This is a genomic window from Campylobacter sp. 110, assembly GCF_002383965.1.
GTDB classification, from domain to species: Bacteria; Campylobacterota; Campylobacteria; order Campylobacterales; family Campylobacteraceae; genus Campylobacter_D; species Campylobacter_D coli.
Window position 1 is genome coordinate 105802 of the sequence record NZ_NXBD01000049.1, and the last position, 19443, is coordinate 125244.

Sequence of the window (19443 nt, forward strand, 5' to 3'; positions counted from 1 at the left end):
TTGAAGGATATAGGGTGCAGCCAATAGATGATTTGATAAAACAATATTTGCAAGAGCTTGATTATGAACCTATTTTAACTATGCTTGCTAATACCAAATCAGGCAAAAAATTGCGTTCAAAGCTACTTTTAGCAATCGCAGGAGAAAATGCAAATTCTTATAAAATTTGTGCCGCAATAGAACTTATACATTTAGCAAGTTTGTTGCATGATGATATCATAGATGAAAGCAAATTAAGACGCGGTGCAAAGTCTGTTAATGCCGAATTTGGTACAAAAAACGCCCTTATGCTTGGAGATATTTTATATTCAAAAGCTTTTTATGAATTGAGCCAACTAGATGCTTGTTTTGCAAGTATTATTTCAGATGCGGTTGTTAAGCTTGCTGTAGGCGAGCTTATGGATGTTGAGCTTAGCAAAAGTTTTAATGCGGATAAAGATAAATATCTAAAGATGATTTACAATAAAACCGCAGTTTTAATCGAAGCAAGTGCAAGGTGTGGGGCTATTTTGGCAAATTTAGATGAAAAAGCTTTTGGAGAATATGGCAAAAATTTAGGTCTTGCATTTCAAATGATTGATGATATTTTAGACATTAAGGGTGATGAAAAAACCCTTGGCAAACCTGCTATGAATGATTTTAAAGAGGGTAAAACCACTTTGCCTTATATTTATCTTTATGAAAATTTAAATAATGAGGATAGGGCTCAATTAAAGAATTTATTTCAAAAAGATTTAAACAATGATGAAAAAATTTGGATACAAACCAAATTTGAAGAAACAAAAGCTTTAAATAAAGCTATATTGGAGGCTAAAGAATATGCCCACCAAGCAGCACTAGCTATAAAAGATTTTTCCAATGAAAAACTTCAAGATATAATTCAAGCTATGATAGATAGGGATTTTTAATGTATTATTGCATATCTTTTACTCATAAAAATACAGATCTTTCTTTAAGGGAGAGATTGAGTTTTTCAGATGAGGCAAAAAAAAATGAGTTTTTGAGATTGCTAAGCATTCATGAAAATATTGAAGAATGTTTGGTTATAAGCACTTGTAATCGTGTAGAAATAGTAGCTTATGTAAAAGAAGCTTGTGCAGAATATATTATTAAATCCTTAGCTTTATTATGCAATGTAGATAAAGAAAGCTTAGTTCAAAAAGCTGATATTTTTGAAGATAGCGGAGCTATTCATCATCTTTTTTCGGTTGCAAGCTCGCTTGATAGTTTGGTTGTTGGAGAAACACAAATCGCAGGGCAATTAAAAGATGCTTTTGCTTTTGCTTTAAAAAATAATTTTTGCGCGGTACATCTTTCAAGGGCAATTCACAGTGCATTTAAATGCGCAGCCAAGGTTCGTAATGAAACCCAAATTTCAAAAAATCCTATTTCAGTCGCTAGTGTAGCAGTAGCTAAGGCTAAAGAACTTTTGCCTTTAGATGGAAAAAGTGCTATAGTTATAGGTGCAGGCGAGATGGGAGAGCTTGCAGCCAAGCATTTAATCGCTGCTGGAGCTAGAGTTATAGTGTTAAACAGGGATATGGAAAAGGCTCGTATCCTTTGTGAGAGATTGGGTGTTTTAAGCGAGTGCGATAGCTTAAATAATTTAAAAAAATATCTTGATGAGTATGAAATTTTTTTCTCAGCTACCAATGCCCCAAATGCTATTATTACAAATTCTTTAATCGATGAGGTCTCTCATAAGAGATATTTTTTTGATATTGCTGTGCCACGAGATATTGATATTAGTGAAAATGAAAAAATATCAGTTTTTGCAGTCGATGATCTTGAAGTTGTTGTGCGAAAAAATTTAGCCTTAAGAGAACAAGAAGCGCGTATGGCGTATGCGATAATAGGTCGTGAAACAAGTGAATTTTTTAGGTATTTAAATGATTTGGCTTTGATGCCTATTATCAAAGCTATACGCTTGCAAGCTAAAGAATATGCAGATAAACAACTTGAAATTGCGTTAAAAAAAGGATATTTGAAAAAATCTGATAAAGAAGAGGCTAGAAAGTTGATTCATCAAGTTTTTAAGGCTTTTTTACACACACCTACTGTGAATTTGAAACATTTACAAGGTAAAATGCAAAGTGATACAGTGATTAATGCTATGCGTTATATTTTTGATTTGGAAAATAATCTTGAAGGTTTAAATCAATACACATGCGAATTTAATATGGAGAATAATGATGAGATTTACTAAATTTTATGCACCAAGTTTAAAAGAAGCGCCAAAAGATGCGACTTTACCGAGCCATATTTTTTTAACACGCGCTGGCTTTGTTGAGCAAATTGGTAGCGGACTTTATAATTTCTTGCCTTTGGGAAAAAGAGTATTGGATAAAATTCGCACTATTGTTAAGGAAGAAATGGATAAAGCAGGAGCACAAGAGGTAAATTTAAGCTTTGTGACTCCAGCGACTTTATGGCAAGAAAGCGGGCGTTATAATGTTTTTGGTAAAGAGCTTTTGCGTTTTAAAGATAGAAAAGAAAATGATTTTGTTTTAGGCCCAACGCATGAAGAGGCTATGCTTTCTTTGGTAAAAAATAAAATCACATCTTATAAACAACTTCCTTTGCATTTATATCAAATAGGGCTTAAATTTCGTGATGAAGCAAGACCAAGATTTGGACTTTTAAGATGTCGTGAATTTTTAATGAAAGATGGTTATAGTTTTCATGCAAATGAAGAAGATTTAACGCGTGAATTTGATTTGATGTATAAGACTTATTCTCAAATCTTGCAAAGAATGGGCTTAGAATTTAGAGCTGTTGATGCTGATAGTGGAGCGATTGGTGGAAGTGGTTCTAAGGAATTTATGGTTTTGGCAAAAAATGGCGAGGACGATATTTTAATTTGTGAAAATTGTGATTATGCTGCAAATGTTGAAGCTGCAATTAGAGCCAATAAAACTTGCGAAGAGGAGCGTCCTGAGGCAAATTATGCAAGTAAATTTCACACTCCAGATGTTAAAACTATAGAAGCTTTAGCGCAATTTTTCAAAATCAATGCTTTTTATACTATCAAGGCTGTGGTGAAAAAAGCTATTTATGAAAATGAAAATAAATTAGTTGTGTTTTTTATACGCGGTTGCGATGATTTACAAGAAACCAAAGCGCAAAACGCTTGCAATGCTCTTGAGCTTGTAGATGCGAGCGAAGAAGAATTAGAAAAAGCGGGATTGGTTGCAGGTTTTATAGGCTTTGTGGGTTTGAAAAATGTTGATTTTTATTTGGATAAAGAGCTTGAAGGCGAAAAACAAATGATAATGGGAGCAAATGAAAAAGATTATCATTTAATAGGCATTGATGTAGTTAATTTAAGCAAAGATCGCTTTAAGGATTTAGCAGAGGTTAAAGAAAATGATTGCTGTGCTAAATGTGGTGGAAAATTAAAATTAAGCAAGGGTATAGAAGTAGGACATATTTTCAAATTAGGACAAAAATATTCTAAGGCTATGAATGCAAATTTCTTAGATGAAAATGGCAAAAGCAAGCCTTTTTATATGGGATGTTATGGTATAGGGGTTTCGCGCTTACTTGCAGTAGCAATTGAGGCAAATCATGATGAAAAAGGTTGTATTTGGAATAAAACCTTAGCTCCTTTTACGCTTGAAATTATAATTTCAAATATCAAAGATGAGAAGTCTTTGGAATTTGCTACCAAGCTTTATGAGGATTTAAGCAATGCAGGTATTGAAGTTTTACTTGATGATAGAAATGAGCGTTTTGGTGTTAAGATGAATGATTTTGAGCTTATGGGCTTTCCTTATGCTTTAGTTGTAGGCAAGGGCTTAGAAAAGGATGAGTTAGAATTTATAGATAGAAAAACACTAGAGAAAAAAATCATATCAAGTAAAGAAGCTTTTGATTTTATTAAAAAGAGTATAGAATGAATTATAAACTTAGCCTTAGTCCACTTTTTTTACTAGAACTTGTTGCAAGTATTTTATTTATTGTATTTTTTGGTTTGGGAAATTTTTTAATATTTATTTTAGCTAGTATGATTTTTGGAGTAATTTTGCTCGGAATTTTTTGGAAAAATATGCTTGAATTTCGTATAAGCGGTTTTAAAGATATGTTGACTCAATTTGCTTTTGTAATGGCGACTTTTTTGTTTATCTTTCCAGGAATAATAACGAGTATTTTTGGATTTTTTGTTTTGTGTTTTGGTTTGATTTTTAATTTTGCTAAGCCTAGATATAAAAGAAACTACAGACAAAATAACACTTCTGATGAAGAAATTATCGATGTTGAAATTATAGAGGAGAGAAAATGAAAGAGCTTGTTATAGCTACAAGAAAGAGTCAATTGGCTCTTTGGCAAAGTGAGCATGTAGTCCAAATTTTAAAAAATACACATCAAATTGAAGTGCTTTTAGAAGGTTTTAAAACAAAAGGCGATGTTTTGCTGGATTCTCCTTTGGCAAAAATTGGTGGTAAAGGACTTTTTACAAAAGAACTTGAAGAAAGTATGTTAAGAAAAGAAGCACATTTAGCAGTGCATAGTTTAAAAGATGTGCCTAGTTTTTTTCCTCAAGGTTTAGTTTTGGCAGCGGTAAGCAAAAGAGAGCAAAGTAATGATGCTATGCTAAGTCAAAATTATAAAGATTTTCTTTCTTTACCAAAAGGTGCAAAAATAGGCACTACTAGTCTTAGACGCAAGATGCAGCTTTTATTATTAAGACCTGATTTAGAGATTATTTCTTTGCGTGGTAATGTAAATTCTCGTATAGAAAAATTAAAAAATGGGGATTTTGATGCGATTATCTTAGCTATGGCAGGCATTAAGCGTTTGGATTTGGATAAGCAAGTGAATTTTGTTTATACATTTAGCAAAGATGAGTTAATCCCAGCGGCATCCCAAGGAGCTTTAGGCATAGAAAGCATAGATGATGAACAAATTTTAGAATTTTTAAAGTGTTTAAATGATGACAATGCTTTGATAGAAACTACCATAGAAAGAGAATTTATCTCTACTTTAGAAGGAGGATGTCAAGTGCCTATAGGTATCAATGCAGAACTTCTAAATGATGAGATTTGTGTGCGTGCTATACTTGGTTTGCCTGATGGTAGTGAAATTTTAAAAGAAAAAAGAATGATTAAAAAAAGCGAATTTAAAGGTTTTGGCGAAAGTTTGGCGAAAGAATTTATCGCTAAGGGGGCTAAAGAAATTCTGAAAAAAGCTGAAAGTATGATATGAAAGATTTTATTAAAATTCTAAAAAATAATGATTTGCTAAAAGTGTATGAAGAACATATAGATGTAGATCTTGAAATCGCTCATCTAGCTTATATCGAGGCTAAAAAAGGCGAAAATGGCAAGGCTTTGCTTTTTAAAAATCCCGTAGATAAACGAAACAATAAACAATACAAATTTCCTGTCTTAATGAATGCTTTTTGTAACGAAAAAGCATTAAATTTGGCCTTTGAGAGGGATTATAAAGAGGTAGCCGATGAAATTTCAAAATTGACAAAACTTCATATTCCTACTAGTTTTAAAGCAAAAATAGATTTTTTTATGAATTTATTAAGTCTTAAAAATGTCCCACCTAAAAGATTAAAAGCAGATAAAGCTTTGTATGATTATGAAATTTTAAATTCCCTTGAAGAACTTCCTATACTTAAGACTTGGGAAGAAGATGCGGGAAAATTTATTACTATGGGGCAAGTTTATACACAAAATTTGGATAAAACCCAAAATAATCTTGGCATGTATCGTTTACAAGTTAGCGATAAAAATGAGCTTTTAATGCATTGGCAAATTCATAAAGATGGGGCAAATTTTTATCATGAGTATAAAAATGCTGGCTTTAAAAAAATGCCTGTAAGTATAGCTATAGGTGGAGATCCTCTTTATATTTGGTGCTCTCAAGCACCTTTACCTAAGGGAATTTTTGAACTTTTGCTTTATGGTTTTATTAAAAAAACTCCAGCTAAGCTGACACCTTGTGAAAATGGTATTTTCGTGCCTTATGATAGCGATATAGTGATCGAAGGCTATGTGGATCTAGAAGAGTTTAAAGTCGAAGGACCTTTTGGCGATCATACGGGTTTTTATACTCCTGCAGAGCTTTTTCCTGTGATGAAGGTAGAAAAAATTTATGCTAAAAAAGAAGCCATCTATCAAGCAACTGTTGTGGGAAAACCGCCTTTAGAAGATAAGATTATGGGACTTGGGACTGAAAGAATATTTTTACCTCTTTTACAAACTTCAGTTCCTGATTTAATCGATTATAAAATGCCCGAAAATGGAGTTTTTCATAATCTTATCTTGGCAAAAATTGATGCAAAATATCCCGCTCATGCACAGCAAATTATGCATGCTTTTTGGGGAGTGGGGCAAATGAGCTTTGTTAAACATGCTATTTTTGTAGATAAAAAAGCTCCAAATTTGGATGATTATGATGCATTAATACCTTATATTTTAAATCGTTTTAATACAAATAAAATTTTAATTTCTGAAGGAATTTGTGATCAATTAGATCATGCTTCGCCTAATTCTTGCTTTGGAGGAAAAGCAGGACTTGATGCTTGCGAAGAAATACAAGTTGAAGAGCTTGAAATTTTAGAAGATGAAAAATTACTAGAACTTTTTAAAACTAAGGTAGAACTTTTAAATTTAAAGCAATTTTATAAGGAAAGTAAAAGTCCTATAGTTTGTATTTTGCTTGATAAAAAAGAAAAAATCGAACAAAGTTTTGACAAACTTTTAGAATTTAAAAAACATTTTAGGATTTTAGTATTTTTAGATGCTGAAAATAAGCTTGAAAATTCTTATATGCTTGTTTGGCGTGTGGTAAATAATATAGATGCTAAAAGAGATATTTTTATCAAAGAAGAAAGACTTGGAGTAGATGCAAGTGCTAAAGGTGAAGCTGAGGGTTATTTAAGAGTTTGGCCTAAGCAAACAGATTGCACTAAAAGCGTGATAGAAGATTTGATCTTGCGTAATATTTTAGAAAATAATCCAGATCTTTTTAATAAATTTGAAATTTTTTAAGATAATTGAGATTTATTTTAAAATTTTGGCACAGTTTTTGCTTATTATTTTTTTATTATTGAAAAATAAAATTTTCTTTATAGGTGTTCATAAATTTATAAATTTGTCGATATAAACTTTTAACTAGCAATAGGAAATTTTAAAAAGGATTTTAAAATGGAAATATCGAAGGCAAATGGGCAAATGGATACAGCTTTGGCAAACATTAGCCAAAGAACAAGTGAGACACAGGCTAGTTTAAACATTCAAACCGATAGAAGTCAAGGCCAAGAAGGCGATGATGGACAGCAACGAGGTGTGAGTGAAAAGTTGGCTGATATTACAAAAAAGTTAAATGAGCAAATGGATTCTCTAGATACCAATGTTCGTTTTGGTTATAGTGATAAAATCGGTTCTATGTATATTAGCGTGACTGAAAAAAGCACTGGAAGGGAAATCCGTCAAATTCCTAGTGAAGAAGCTATGAGATTAGCCGAGTATTTTAGGGATGTGATAGGAATGATATTTGATAAGGAGAGTTAAAAATGGCATTTGGTAGTCTATCTAGTTTAGGATTTGGTTCTGGGGTTTTAACTCAAGATACTATAGATAAATTAAAAGAAGCAGAGCAAAAAGCTCGTATTAATCCTTATACTAAAAAAATTGAAGAAAATACAACCAAACAAAAAGATTTAACAGAAATCAAAACTAAATTACTAAGTTTTCAGACGGCTGTTTCATCATTAGCCGATGCTACGGTTTTTGCGAAAAGAAAAGTTGTAGGAAGTATTAGCGATAATCCTCCAGCAAGTCTTACAGTTAATTCGGGTGTTGCTTTACAAAACATGAATATCAATGTTACTCAACTTGCACAAAAAGATGTGTATCAAAGCAAAGGATTAGCAAATGACAGTGGTTTTGTTAATGCACAATTAAATGGAACTGCCGATCTTACTTTTTTTTCAAATGGCAAAGAATATACTGTTACGGTAGATAAAAACACAACCTATAGAGATTTAGCTGATAAAATTAATGAAGCTAGTGGAGGAGAGATTGTCGCTAAGATTGTAAACACAGGAGAGAAAGGTGCTCCTTACCGCTTAACTTTAACCAGCAAAGAAACAGGCGAAGACAGTGCAATAAGTTTCTATGCTGGAAAAAAAGATGCGCAGGGTCAGTATCAAAGTGATTCAGAGGCAGAAAACATATTTTCAAATCTTGGATGGGAATTAGATAAAACGAGTTCTATTGATCCAGCTAAGGATAAAAAAGGTTATGGCATTAAGGATGCTTCTTTGCATATCCAAACTGCGCAAAATGCAGAATTTACACTTGATGGTATTAAGATGTTTAGATCAAGTAATACTGTTACCGATCTTGGTGTAGGAATGACTTTAACTTTAAATAAAACAGGTGAAATTAATTTTGATGTACAGCAAGATTTTGAAGGTGTGACAAAAGCCATGCAAGATTTGGTGGATGCTTATAATGATTTAGTAACCAATCTTAATGCTGCAACTGACTATAATAGTGAAACTGGAACAAAAGGAACTTTACAAGGCATCAGTGAAGTAAATTCAATACGCTCAAGCATTCTTGCTGATTTGTTTGATTCTCAAGTTGTTGATGGAACTACTGAAGATGTAAATGGTAATAAAGTGAACACTAAGGTTATGCTTTCTATGCAGGATTTTGGCTTAAGTTTAAATGATGCAGGCACTTTGAGTTTTGATTCTTCTAAATTTGAACAAAAAGTTAAAGAAGATCCAGACTCTACTGAAAGTTTTTTTTCAAATATTACTAAATACGAAGACATTAATCACACAGGAGAGGTAATTAATACAGGAAGTTTAAGTAAATATCTTAATTCCAATGGAGGTAATACTAATGGTTTAGAATTTAAACCAGGAGATTTTACTATAGTTTTTAATAATCAAACATATGATTTATCTAAAAATTCTGATGGTACTAATTTTAAATTAACAGGGAAAACAGAGGAAGAATTGCTTCAAAATTTAGCTAATCATATAAACAGTAAAGGCATTGAAGGCTTAAAAGTTAAGGTTGAATCCTATAATCAAAACAATGTTACAGAGTTTAGGTTGAATTTTAGTGGAGATGGTAGTTCGGATTTTTCAATCAAAGGAAATGCTAGCATTCTCAAGGAATTAGGTTTGTCTGATGTAAATATAACCTCTAAGCCTATAGAAGGTAAAGGTATTTTTTCAAAATTAAAAGCCACGTTGCAAGAGATGACTGGAAAAGATGGTTCAATTACAAAATATGATGAGAGTTTGACAAATGATATTAAATCATTAAATACCTCTAAAGACTCAACTCAGGCTATGATTGATACAAGATATGATACAATGGCGAATCAATGGTTGCAATATGAGAGTATTTTAAATAAACTCAATCAACAGCTAAATACTGTAACTAATATGATTAATGCGGCAAACAATTCTAATAATTAAGGATAAAAAAGATGCAAAATAATTTAGCCTATAATGCTTATTCTCAAAATCAAGTGGGGATAGAGTCTCCGCAAAAACTTATTGAAATGCTTTATGAGGGAATTTTGCGTTTTTGTGCAAGAGCTAAAGTAGCCATAAGAAATGAAGATATAGAACAAAGAGTGTATTTTGTAAAAAGAACCACAGCGATTTTTATTGAGCTTATTAATACCTTAGATTATGAAAAAGGTGGCGAAGTGGCTCATTATCTTAGTGGTCTTTACACAAGAGAAATTCAGCTTTTATCTTTGGCAAATTTGGAAAATAATGAAGCAAGGATTGATGAGGTTATTAATGTAACCAAAGGCTTATTAGAAGCTTGGAGAGAAGTGCATAACAATGAAGCAATGGCTTAGTGATTTTAAACTTGCGCTCATACAAGAGGATGTTAATAAGCTTGAAAGTTTGTTAAATGCGCTTGATTTAAAAAAAATGCTTGAAGATCTTGCAAGAGATTTTCAAAATGATGAATTAAAAGATAAATTAAATGATAATTTAGGACAAATTAAAGCGCTTTTACAAGAAGCAGTTGTCTTAATAAGTGCAAAAAAGAATTCTAAGGCTTGTGAAATTCAAAAAATTCAAAAAGCTTTAAAATATTTTAAAGCATAGCGATAAGCCGAGTTCTGTCTAGAATGCTCATTTATCTAGTTTTGTTTTCGCAAACAAAATCAAGCGAAGGGTTAAAACAAAGACCTTAACCATCCCTTCTTGCTGCACATTGGGTTTACATAGCCGAAATTGTTGCCAAAATCGCTGGTAAGCTTTTACCTCACCGTTTCACCTTTTCCACTTTTGTGGTAGTTTTCTTTCTGTTGCACTGTCCCTTAGGTCGCCCTAGCCATCCGTTAGATGGAATGTTTGTCTTTTGCAGCTCGGACTTTCCTCTTCTTTTTAAAGAAGCGAGCATTTACTATGCTTTAAAGCTTAATTCTAGCAAAAAAATACTTATTTTATTATCAATTATATTGTGATATCAAATAATTTTTGTTAGAATTATAATTTATTTTTAATATAAAAGGAAATTTATGGCATCTTATTCAATGGGTGATTTAAAAAAGGGACTTAAAATAGAAATCGATGGAATTCCTTTTAAAATAGTTGAGTATCAGCATGTAAAACCAGGCAAAGGTCCTGCTTTTGTGCGTATTAAAATCAAATCTTTTATTGATGGTAAAGTACTTGAAAAAACTTTCCATGCAGGTGATAAATGTGAAGCTCCAAATTTAGAAGATAAAACTATGCAGTATCTTTATGATGATGGAGAAAATTGTCAATTTATGGATACAGAATCTTATGAGCAAGTTGCAATCAGTGATGAAGATGTAGGCGAAGCAAAAAAATGGATGCTTGATGGTATGATGGTGGATGTACTTTTTCACAACGGCAAGGCTATTGGCGTGGAAGTTCCACAAGTGGTAGAACTTAAGATTGTAGAAACAGCACCAAATTTTAAAGGTGATACTCAAGGTTCAAACAAAAAGCCTGCAACGCTTGAAACAGGTGCGGTTGTGCAAATTCCTTTCCATGTTTTAGAGGGTGAAGTTATACGCGTTGATACTGTGCGTGGTGAGTATATAGAAAGAGCGAACAAATAATACAAAAAAAGCTTTTGGGCTATTCCAAGGCTTTTTTAAATTTATATAAAATTTATTTTGTTACTTAATTTCTCATTCCATTCTTAAAAATATTTTTAGACTTTTCTTCAATTTAAAATTTCTATAATATTTCTAATTCATATTGTGGAGGTGGTTCATGGAATGGTTACTTCTTGTTTCTATACCTTTGATTGTTTTAGGTTTTGCTTTAAAGATTAACCCCTTTTTAGTGGTAACTTCAGTTGGAATTTATGTTGGACTTGTTTCAGGTTTTGATTTTGTTAAGGTTGTTAGTGATATAGGAAAATCTTTTGTAGATAATCGCTATGTTGCTATAATTTGGCTTATTTTACCTTTACTTGCTGTTTTGGAACGCAAAGGCTTAAGGGAAACAGGCTAAAAATTTAATATCCAAAATAAAAGTTGCCAGTACAGGACGAATTTTAATGTGTTATTTTGTTTTTAGACAAGTTACTGCAGCTTTAGGGCTTTTATCTTTAGGCGGACATGCGCAGATGATAAGACCTTTAATAGCCCCTATGGCAGAAGCTGCAGCTAAGCTTAAATTTAAAAACTTAACACATAAAGATAGTCAAAAAATCAAAGCTTTTTCTGCGGGAACGGATAATGTTGCTGTATTTTTTGGAGAGGATATTTTTATAGCCGTGCATTCTATTTTATTTATTAAAGCTTTTTATGAGAGCAATGGTATTATTGTTGAGCCATTGCATTTGTCAGTTTGGGCTATACCAACTGGAATTTTGGCTTTAATTATCCATTGCTCTAGACTTTATTTGATAAAAGATTGGAAAAAGCTTATAAAGGGTTGAGTGATGATAAGTCTTGATTTACTTTATTATATTGTAGGAATTTTATTTTTAGTTTTTGGAATTTTAAGTTTTTCTAATCAAGCTAAAGATATAAAATCAAGAATAAGCGGCGGGGTATTTTGGATAAGTTATAGTTTTACTTTTTTACTAGCAGGAGTTTTGCCTCATTTTGTGATGGGTTGTATAGTGATTTTACTAGCACTTATAGCAGGGTTTAATTTATTAAAACCAGCAAAGATCGAAGTTAGAAAAGAAGAAAAAGAATACGAGATAAAACATGCAAATATTTATAAAAATAAACTTTTTATTCCTGCTTTAATGGTTCCTTTGATTACACTTATTGGGACTTTTTTATTTCCCCATTTGAGTTTTTTTGAAAATAAAAATGTTACATTGATGGCTTTGATTATAGGTATAATTATTTCTTCAGTAGTTGCTTGTTTTATGTTTAAGGCTTCTCCTAAAAGAGCTGTTAAAGATGCAGTACATACTATGGATCACATTAGTTGGGCAGCGCTTTTACTGCAAATTTTGGCTACACTTGGGGTAGTTTTTGTTTCTACAGGAATGGGCGATCAAGTATCTAAACTTTTATCTAGTTATATTAGTTTAGATAATGCTTTTATTGCAGTAGCTGCGTATTGTATCGCTATGGCGCTTTTTACTATAGTAATGGGCAATGCTTTTGCAGCTTTTCCTGTGATTACTGCTGCTATTGCTTTGCCGATTTTAATCATGCAAATGCATGCAAATCCTGCTATTGTAGGTGCGATTGGAATGCTTAGTGGATTTTGCGGAACTTTAATGACGCCTATGGCTGCAAATTTTAATATAGTTCCTGCGGCACTTTTAAATTTGGATGATAAAAATGGCGTAATTAAAGCCCAGTTTATGTCAGGACTTGTTTTGCTTGTGGCTAATATCTTTTTAATGTATTTTTTAGCTTTTAGATTTTAAGGAGAAACAATGGAAAAATTTATAAAACAATTTAGCTTTATTGCACTAGAAAATATTTTTAGAGAATTGCCAAATAAAATTACACATTCTTTTAATGATATCAATGATATTAAACCACCAAAACTTATGTATCCTATATTTTATGGTTCTTATGATTGGCATTCTAGCGTGCATTCTCACTGGCTTTTGGTGAAAATTTTAAAAGATTTTTCTCGTTTTGCTCCAAAGGATGAAATCATCAAAGCTCTAGATTCTCAATTTAGCAAAGAAAAAGCAGAAGGAGAGCTTAAATATCTTCAAAACCCTGCACACAAAGGTTTTGAAAGACCTTATGGATGGGGATGGTTTTTAAAACTGACTTTGGAGATAAATTTACTTGCTAAAGAAAATGACAAAGCTGAAATTTGGGCTAAAAATTTAGAAGGCATAGCTGATTTCTTTGTTAAAGAATTTAAGGAGTTTTTACCTAAGATGGATTATCCTATACGAGTTGGAACCCATTTTAATAGCTCTTTTGCTTTGTATTTTGCTTTAGAATATGCAAGATTTAAAAAAGATCAAGAATTGGAGTATTGCATCATCCAAAGTGCTAAAAAGTGGTTTTTAAATGATAAAAATATGCAAGCTTTAGAGCCTTGTGGAGATGAGTTTTTATCTCCTGTTTTGATGGAAGCGGTGCTTTTAAGTGCTGTTTTACATAAAAATGATTTTGTAAAATTTTTTAAAGCATATTTGCCAAATTTAGAAGCAAAAGAGCCTGCAACTTTATTTACCCCTGTGAGTGTGAGTGATAGGAGCGATGGTAAAATAGCACATTTAGATGGGTTAAATTTAAGTCGTGCTTGGTGTTTTAAAATACTTTCAAATTTTTGCGATGAAAATTTAAAAATTCTTTTAAGAAACAATGCTACAGAGCATTTTGATAAAGCTATAGCTCATATAGAAGATGATTATCTTGGGTCGCATTGGTTAGGAAGCTTTGCTTTGCTTGCTATGGATGTGGATATTTTATAAAAATTTCATAAGATGAGTAAATTTGTTACTAAATAGATATTTTTTAAATTTAGATTTTGTTTTTATGCTTTGAAAAATATATTTTTTGATATTATAAGCTCTATAATATTTTAAAGGATGATAATGGTTTTTTTAATCATCTCTAGTATTATAGTGGCTATTATTTTGGGCTATATTACTAGACATAATGTTGGAATTTTTGCTATGATTTTTGCTTATATTATAGGAGCTTTTTTTATGGATTTAGCTCCTAAAAAAATCATAGCTTTTTGGCCTATTTCTATATTTTTTGTTATTTTTGCTGTCTCATTGTTTTATAATTTTGCAACCGTAAATGGAACTCTTGAAAAATTAGCTGGACATTTGATGTATCGTTTTGCTAATCATCCTTATTTGCTTCCTTTTGTTATTTTTGTGGTTAGTGCTATTATAGCTGCTTTAGGAGCAGGTTTTTATACAGTTTTAGCTTTTATGGCACCACTTACTTTTTTACTTTGCGATAAAATTGGTTTAAGCAAAATTGCTGGAGCTATGGCTATAAATTATGGTGCTTTGGGAGGAGCAAATTTTATGACTTCTCAAAGCGGGATTATTTTTCGAGGATTGATGGAAAATTCAGGCATTGAAGCAAATGAAGCTTTTGTAAATTCTAGTATTATTTTTGCTTTTACTATAATTTTGCCTATTGTGGTATTATCTTTTTTTGTGTTTAATGCTTTTAAAAATAATATAAAAATTAGTGTTATTTCAAAACCTGATCCATTTGATTATAAACAAAAAACTACTTTAATTCTCATGTTTATGATGATTGTTGTTGTTTTAATCTTTCCTGTGCTAAATATTATTTTTCCACATAATGAGACAATTAGTTATTTTAATAAAAAAATAGATATAGCCATGATAGCCATGATTTTTGTTGCCATTGCTTTATTTTTAAAATTAGCCGATGAGAAACAAGTTGTTGCTTTAATTCCTTGGGGAACCTTGATAATGATTTGTGGAGTAGGGATGTTAATTAGCATAGCAGTTGAAGCAGGGGCTATAAAATTATTTTCAGATCTTGTAGAAAATGAGATCAATGTGATTTTTATTCCGTTAATAATGTGTGCTATTGCAGCTCTTATGTCGCTTTTTTCAAGTACTTTGGGTGTGGTTACTCCAGCGCTTTTTCCTATAGTTCCAAGCATTGCTGCAAGCAGTGGATTAAGCGAGGCATTGCTTTTTTCTTGTATTGTTGTAGGGGCTCAAGCTTCTGCTATTTCTCCTTTTTCTTCTGGAGGAAGTCTAATTTTAGGATCTTGCCCTGATAAATATAAGGAAAAATTATTTAAAGATTTACTTATTAAAGCTGTGCCTATAGGATTTATAGCGGCGATTTTAGCTACTATTATAATGAGTTTTATTTTATAAGGATAATTTAATGAAGATTGATACTCACGCACATATATTTTTGAAAAAGTTAAATACGGTTGCAAATGCAAGATATAAGCCTGATTATGACGCTAGTTTTAAAGATTATAAAGCAAATTTAGATCATTATGATTTTAATAAAGGGGTTTTAGTTCAGCCAAGTTTTTTAGGTATTGATAATGAATTTTTGCTTCAGAGTATAGAAAAAGATGAAAATATAAAAGCTATAGTTGTGGTTGATGAAAATATTAAATTTGATGAGCTTAAAAAACTAAAAGAAAGAAAAGCTTGTGGAGTTAGATTAAATTTAATTGGCAAAGAATTGCCAAATTTTAAAAGTATGGTTTGGACTCAATTTTTTGAAAATTTAAGTAAGCTTAAAATGCAAATAGAAATTCAAAGAGATTTAGATAATAATCTTGTTGATATTGTTGAAAATTTAATTCCTTATGGTTGTAATATTGTTATCGATCATTTAGCAAGAGCTAATGCAAACTTAACAAATTTAGAGGATTTAATTTGCTTAAAAAACTCTAGAATATTTTTTAAAATTAGCGGTTTTTATAGAGCAAAAATAGACTATGCTAATAATGAACAAGCTGTAAAATTTGCAAAGAAAATATATGAAATTTTAAAAGAACATTTTCCACTTAGCAATTTTGTTTTTGGAAGCGATTGGCCACATACAAATTTTGAAGCAAATATTAATTTTTCATCGGCTCTAGTGGCTTTTAATGAAGTTGTCGTATCTAAAAAAGAACAAGAGCAAATTTTAGGGGATAATGCTTGTGCTTTATTTGGCTTTTAAGCTTTTTGTTTTATCCTAAAGATGTATTTTGCAATGCGTTCAAAATGCACTCTTAGATAAGGTTTGTAAATCACAAAACCACCTAAAAGCCCTAAAATGCTTCCTATTACAACATCAATTAAACGAGCGAGTATTAATTTATCTGCATTTTCACTCATAAAATTAGCTGCTTCCGAAAGATAAGTAGCATAAGGAGTAAAGAAAATCATAGCTAAAGCATAGTTTCGATTGACTAAAAATTGTCCTATAAAAAACAAAGACATCATAAGTAAAATAAGCTCTATATCGTGAAATTGTTTAGATAAAAGCCACCATGCAAAACATACTCCTAAGGCCGTTCCTATGATGCGTTGAATTTGTTTAATCCATATAGAATTTAAAGTTACACCTTGCATAATAGCTGTGCAAGAAATGGCTATCCAATAACTTCTTTCAAGTTCTAAAAAAGTTCCTATAAATATAGAAAAAGCCACAAAAGAACCCATGATCAAAGAATCCACAAAAACTGCATCAAAACCTATGTATTCTCTAGGTGGAATTTCGCTAGGTAAAGCATTTTTAAATCCATAAATCACAACGATAGAATATAACAAAGCCATTAAATTAGCTACCATTGCCCCAAGAAAAACAAGACCCACTAAAAAGATAAAATCCTTAGCTTCAAAAGGAGAATAAGCTCCTAAAACACAAGAAAATACAAAGAAAAAATATCCAGGTGCACCAATGTTATAATATCTAATTAAAATAGAACTTCCCATGGCCACAAGTCCTATAGGGATGAAGGCAAAAATTGCAGGCAAAAAATGAGTTAAAATTCCTAAGAAAAAACTAGAAACTATGCCAAAAGAACAGCACATCACAACAGCCATTCTATGATATAAAGGAGTGTTTGGAACATATAAAAAAGACAAAGCTCCTATCATGGCAATGAGTCCATAGTTTAATTTTCCAAAAAATACACTAAGCCCTAAAACTATACCCACGCCTAAAGCTGCAAAAAAAGGCATTTGCCAAACTTGTTCGCTTGAATTTAATTTAGCAATTTCTTTAAAGTGTTGCTTTAGTATTTCTATTTTATTCACTCTCGAATTTGTCCTTCCCCATTGATTATATATTTATAAGTGCAAATATCTTCAACTCCCATAGGACCTCTTGCATGAAGTTTGCTTGTGGAAATTCCTACCTCTCCACCAAAGCCAAATTCACCCCCATCGCTAAAACGAGTCGAGGCATTGACATAAATGCAAGATGAGCGTAGAAGGCGTTGAAATTTGCTTATGTTTAAAGCATTGTTTGAGATTATGGTTTCAGAGTGTAAAGAGCTGTGTTTGTTGATATGTTCTATAGCCTCATCACAATCTTTTACTGATTTTATACTGATAGTATAATCAAGCCATTCTGTATCAAAAGTATTTTCATTTGCTTTAAAAATTTCTAAATTTGAGTTGTTAAAATAAGCCAAAGCATTTTCATGGGCGTGAATTTTTACCTTAAATTTTTCAAATTCAGGGATTAAAAGTTCTATAAAATCTTTAGCAATTTTTTCGTGGATTAAAAGGGTTTCTAGGGCATTGCAAACGCTTACTCTTTGGCATTTTGCATTAAGGATGATCTCTAAGGCCATATTTAAATTTGCACTCTCATCCACAAAAGCATGACATAAACCTTTATCTTGTTTGATGAGTGGAATTTTTGTATTATTGGCAATTTCTTGTATCATGTTTGAACTTCCACGAGGGATGATTACATCGATTAAATCATCAAAAGCCAAAATTTGCATGATTTCATTTCTTTCATAAAACATAGCAAAGCAATCTTGCAAATTAAACTCTTCTAACACTTTATAAACAAGATCAAATATGGCCAAATTTGTAAATTTTGCCTCACTACCTCCTTTGAGTACACAAGCATTGGAGCTTTTTATCATCAAAGCGATGATTTCAGCACTTAGGCTTGGTCTTGCTTCATAAATCACACTGATTAATCCTATAGGAATGCTGATTTTTTCTATCTTTAAGCCCGCATAATTAACCCAGCCTTTAGAAATTTTACCTATAGGATCTTCTAAATAAGCAATCTTTTCCAAAGCATCGCAAAGAGAAAAAATGCGTTTTTCATCTAGCAAAAGTCTATCTCGCATTGCTCCGCTTTTGGTAAAATTTGTCATGTCTTTTTCATTGGCTTCTAATATGATTTTAAAATTCTCTCTTAAAGCACAAGCTAATTTCAATATAATATTTTCTTTATCCTTGGGAGTTAAATTGAGCAGTTTTTGAGAATTTTTCTTAATATTTTCAAGTAAATTTCGCATTTTTAATCCTTTATTTACAAAAAACTTGATAAATTATACAAAAAATTTTAGAATTGAAAGGTAAATTTGAATGAAAAAAGTAGATTTAATTGTAGTAGGTGCAGGGCCGACAGGAATTGGTTGTGCGGTTGAAGCTAAGCTTAAAAATAAAGAAGTTTTGGTATTAGAAAAATCAAACAATATTTGTCAAACTTTGATGCAGTTTTATAAAGATGGCAAAAGGGTTGATATGGCTTATAAGGGTTGTGAAGGCACAAATCACGGACATGTTCCTTTTCAAGATGGAACCAAAGAAAGCACTATAGAGACTTTTCAAAATGCTTTAAATGAGCATAAAATAGAAGTTGAGTTTGGCTCTGAGGTAGAGAGTGTGAAAAATGAAAATGGAGTATTTTTAGTAAGTACAGGCAAGGGTGTTTATGAGTGTAAAAATATCATCGTAGCTATAGGTAGAATGGGTAAGCCTAATAAGCCTGATTATAAACTTCCTGGAACTTTAACAAAGATTATTAATTTCAATGCTAATTCTGTTTTAGGTGATGAAAAAATCCTTGTTGTAGGAGGTGGAAATTCAGCTGCAGAGTATGCAGTAGATTTAGCTAATTCTAATAAAGTAAGCCTTTGTTATCGCAAGAAAGAATTTACAAGATTAAACGATATCAATCTTAAAGATATTCACGAAGCTGGAAATTCAGGCAAAGTAGAATTAAAACTCGGTATAGATATAGAAGAACTTGAGGATGATAATGGTAAAGCTAAGGTGAAATTTAACGATGGCAGCAACGAAACTTATGATAGAATCATTTATGCTATCGGTGGTTCTACTCCTCTTGATTTTTTACAAAAATGCGGAATCAATGTCGATGATAAAGGAGTTCCTTTAATGGATGAAAATAAACAAAGCAATGTAAAAGGTATTTTCGTAGCAGGGGATATCGCAACTAAAAATGGCGCAAGCATAGTAACAGGCTTAAATGACGCTGTAAAGATACTTGCCGTAATTTAATCAAATTTGGCCC

Annotated in this window: 18 protein-coding genes, 1 other RNA gene and 1 pseudogene; 17 read left to right on the forward strand and 3 right to left on the reverse strand. The window is 31.6% G+C overall.

Annotation, left to right across the window (positions count from 1 at the left end; genetic code table 11):
- Positions 1-14 precede the first annotated feature (14 nt).
- The 10 genes from BGS43_RS07500 (at position 15) to BGS43_RS07545 (ending at position 10108) form a co-directional block, all read left to right on the forward strand.
- The gene (locus BGS43_RS07500) at positions 15-908 is read left to right on the forward strand and encodes a polyprenyl synthetase family protein (RefSeq protein WP_002780880.1); all 894 of its coding nucleotides are present in this window, start codon (positions 15-17) and stop codon (positions 906-908) included.
- Positions 908-2206 carry a glutamyl-tRNA reductase gene (gene hemA, locus BGS43_RS07505; RefSeq protein ID WP_025398777.1) on the forward strand — a complete coding sequence of 433 codons (1299 nt, stop codon included), beginning with the start codon at positions 908-910 and terminating at the stop codon, positions 2204-2206. Before BGS43_RS07500 ends, hemA begins: the two co-directional genes overlap by 1 nt.
- The gene (locus BGS43_RS07510; RefSeq protein ID WP_072230908.1) at positions 2190-3899 is read left to right on the forward strand and encodes a proline--tRNA ligase; all 1710 of its coding nucleotides are present in this window, start codon (positions 2190-2192) and stop codon (positions 3897-3899) included. Before hemA ends, BGS43_RS07510 begins: the two co-directional genes overlap by 17 nt.
- A complete protein-coding gene (locus tag BGS43_RS07515; RefSeq protein ID WP_096569330.1) occupies positions 3896-4282 on the forward strand; it encodes an integral memnbrane protein in 387 nt (128 codons plus the stop codon). Before BGS43_RS07510 ends, BGS43_RS07515 begins: the two co-directional genes overlap by 4 nt.
- Complete coding sequence (hemC, locus tag BGS43_RS07520; protein ID WP_096569332.1) at positions 4279-5205, forward strand: hydroxymethylbilane synthase; 927 nt, start codon at positions 4279-4281, stop codon at positions 5203-5205. The genes BGS43_RS07515 and hemC overlap by 4 nt, the downstream gene beginning before the upstream one ends.
- Complete coding sequence (locus tag BGS43_RS07525; protein ID WP_002776111.1) at positions 5202-7004, forward strand: menaquinone biosynthesis decarboxylase; 1803 nt, start codon at positions 5202-5204, stop codon at positions 7002-7004. Before hemC ends, BGS43_RS07525 begins: the two co-directional genes overlap by 4 nt.
- Before the next feature lie 156 nt (positions 7005-7160).
- A complete protein-coding gene (locus BGS43_RS07530) occupies positions 7161-7526 on the forward strand; it encodes a FlaG family protein (protein WP_002776146.1) in 366 nt (121 codons plus the stop codon).
- A 2-nt stretch (positions 7527-7528) separates the two neighbouring features.
- Positions 7529-9457, forward strand: coding sequence for a flagellar filament capping protein FliD (gene fliD, locus BGS43_RS07535; protein WP_096569335.1), 1929 nt, complete (start codon positions 7529-7531; stop codon positions 9455-9457).
- 11 nt (positions 9458-9468) lie between these two features.
- A complete protein-coding gene (fliS, locus tag BGS43_RS07540) occupies positions 9469-9852 on the forward strand; it encodes a flagellar export chaperone FliS (RefSeq protein WP_002780899.1) in 384 nt (127 codons plus the stop codon).
- Positions 9836-10108, forward strand: a complete 273-nt coding sequence (locus tag BGS43_RS07545; RefSeq protein WP_002780900.1) for a hypothetical protein — start codon at positions 9836-9838, stop codon at positions 10106-10108. The genes fliS and BGS43_RS07545 overlap by 17 nt, the downstream gene beginning before the upstream one ends.
- Here BGS43_RS07545 and rnpB read toward each other — a convergent pair.
- An RNA gene (gene rnpB / locus BGS43_RS07550) (RNase P RNA component class A) lies at positions 10096-10418 on the reverse strand. The genes BGS43_RS07545 and rnpB overlap by 13 nt on opposite strands.
- A gap of 106 nt (positions 10419-10524) precedes the next feature.
- On the opposite strand from rnpB, the gene efp reads away from it, so the two are divergent.
- The 6 genes and pseudogenes from efp (at position 10525) to BGS43_RS07580 (ending at position 16113) form a co-directional block, all read left to right on the forward strand.
- Positions 10525-11094 (forward strand): elongation factor P, encoded by a 570-nt coding sequence (efp, locus tag BGS43_RS07555; protein WP_096569338.1) that lies wholly within the window; start codon positions 10525-10527, stop codon positions 11092-11094.
- A 157-nt stretch (positions 11095-11251) separates the two neighbouring features.
- Positions 11252-11941 (forward strand): annotated as a pseudogene (locus BGS43_RS07560) (DUF969 domain-containing protein).
- Entirely contained in the window at positions 11928-12881 is a 954-nt protein-coding gene (locus BGS43_RS07565) for a DUF979 domain-containing protein (RefSeq protein WP_096569341.1), read from the forward strand. The pseudogene BGS43_RS07560 and the gene BGS43_RS07565 overlap by 14 nt, the downstream one beginning before the upstream one ends.
- Before the next feature lie 9 nt (positions 12882-12890).
- The gene (locus BGS43_RS07570) at positions 12891-13895 is read left to right on the forward strand and encodes a DUF2891 domain-containing protein (RefSeq protein WP_096569344.1); all 1005 of its coding nucleotides are present in this window, start codon (positions 12891-12893) and stop codon (positions 13893-13895) included.
- Positions 13896-14012: 117 nt separating this feature from the next.
- Complete coding sequence (locus BGS43_RS07575) at positions 14013-15305, forward strand: SLC13 family permease (RefSeq protein ID WP_072219764.1); 1293 nt, start codon at positions 14013-14015, stop codon at positions 15303-15305.
- 10 nt (positions 15306-15315) lie between these two features.
- Positions 15316-16113, forward strand: coding sequence for an amidohydrolase family protein (locus tag BGS43_RS07580; protein ID WP_002825067.1), 798 nt, complete (start codon positions 15316-15318; stop codon positions 16111-16113).
- On the opposite strand, the gene BGS43_RS07585 is transcribed toward BGS43_RS07580, so the two are convergent.
- Positions 16110-17195 carry an FUSC family protein gene (locus BGS43_RS07585; RefSeq protein WP_025398784.1) on the reverse strand — a complete coding sequence of 362 codons (1086 nt, stop codon included), beginning with the start codon at positions 17193-17195 and terminating at the stop codon, positions 16110-16112. The two genes, BGS43_RS07580 and BGS43_RS07585, sit on opposite strands and share 4 nt — an antisense overlap.
- Complete coding sequence (locus BGS43_RS07590) at positions 17192-18424, reverse strand: glutamate-5-semialdehyde dehydrogenase (protein WP_002825065.1); 1233 nt, start codon at positions 18422-18424, stop codon at positions 17192-17194. Before BGS43_RS07590 ends, BGS43_RS07585 begins: the two co-directional genes overlap by 4 nt.
- 70 nt (positions 18425-18494) lie before the next feature.
- On the opposite strand from BGS43_RS07590, the gene BGS43_RS07595 reads away from it, so the two are divergent.
- On the forward strand, positions 18495-19430 hold the full coding sequence (locus BGS43_RS07595; RefSeq protein ID WP_042962449.1) for an NAD(P)-binding domain-containing protein: 936 nt from the start codon (positions 18495-18497) through the stop codon (positions 19428-19430).
- Positions 19431-19443 lie beyond the last annotated feature (13 nt).

Coding starts and splice junctions, on each gene's coding strand:
- BGS43_RS07590 (WP_002825065.1), bottom strand. CDS start 18,424: ATGCGAAATTTACTTGAAAATATTAAGAAAAATTCTCAAAAACTGCTC.
- hemC (WP_096569332.1), top strand. CDS start 4,279: ATGAAAGAGCTTGTTATAGCTACAAGAAAGAGTCAATTGGCTCTTTGG.
- hemA (WP_025398777.1), top strand. CDS start 908: ATGTATTATTGCATATCTTTTACTCATAAAAATACAGATCTTTCTTTA.
- BGS43_RS07595 (WP_042962449.1), top strand. CDS start 18,495: ATGAAAAAAGTAGATTTAATTGTAGTAGGTGCAGGGCCGACAGGAATT.
- BGS43_RS07525 (WP_002776111.1), top strand. CDS start 5,202: ATGAAAGATTTTATTAAAATTCTAAAAAATAATGATTTGCTAAAAGTG.
- BGS43_RS07570 (WP_096569344.1), top strand. CDS start 12,891: ATGGAAAAATTTATAAAACAATTTAGCTTTATTGCACTAGAAAATATT.
- fliD (WP_096569335.1), top strand. CDS start 7,529: ATGGCATTTGGTAGTCTATCTAGTTTAGGATTTGGTTCTGGGGTTTTA.
- BGS43_RS07575 (WP_072219764.1), top strand. CDS start 14,013: ATGATAATGGTTTTTTTAATCATCTCTAGTATTATAGTGGCTATTATT.
- BGS43_RS07580 (WP_002825067.1), top strand. CDS start 15,316: ATGAAGATTGATACTCACGCACATATATTTTTGAAAAAGTTAAATACG.
- BGS43_RS07515 (WP_096569330.1), top strand. CDS start 3,896: ATGAATTATAAACTTAGCCTTAGTCCACTTTTTTTACTAGAACTTGTT.
- BGS43_RS07510 (WP_072230908.1), top strand. CDS start 2,190: ATGATGAGATTTACTAAATTTTATGCACCAAGTTTAAAAGAAGCGCCA.
- fliS (WP_002780899.1), top strand. CDS start 9,469: ATGCAAAATAATTTAGCCTATAATGCTTATTCTCAAAATCAAGTGGGG.
- BGS43_RS07530 (WP_002776146.1), top strand. CDS start 7,161: ATGGAAATATCGAAGGCAAATGGGCAAATGGATACAGCTTTGGCAAAC.
- BGS43_RS07565 (WP_096569341.1), top strand. CDS start 11,928: ATGATAAGTCTTGATTTACTTTATTATATTGTAGGAATTTTATTTTTA.
- BGS43_RS07545 (WP_002780900.1), top strand. CDS start 9,836: ATGAAGCAATGGCTTAGTGATTTTAAACTTGCGCTCATACAAGAGGAT.
- efp (WP_096569338.1), top strand. CDS start 10,525: ATGGCATCTTATTCAATGGGTGATTTAAAAAAGGGACTTAAAATAGAA.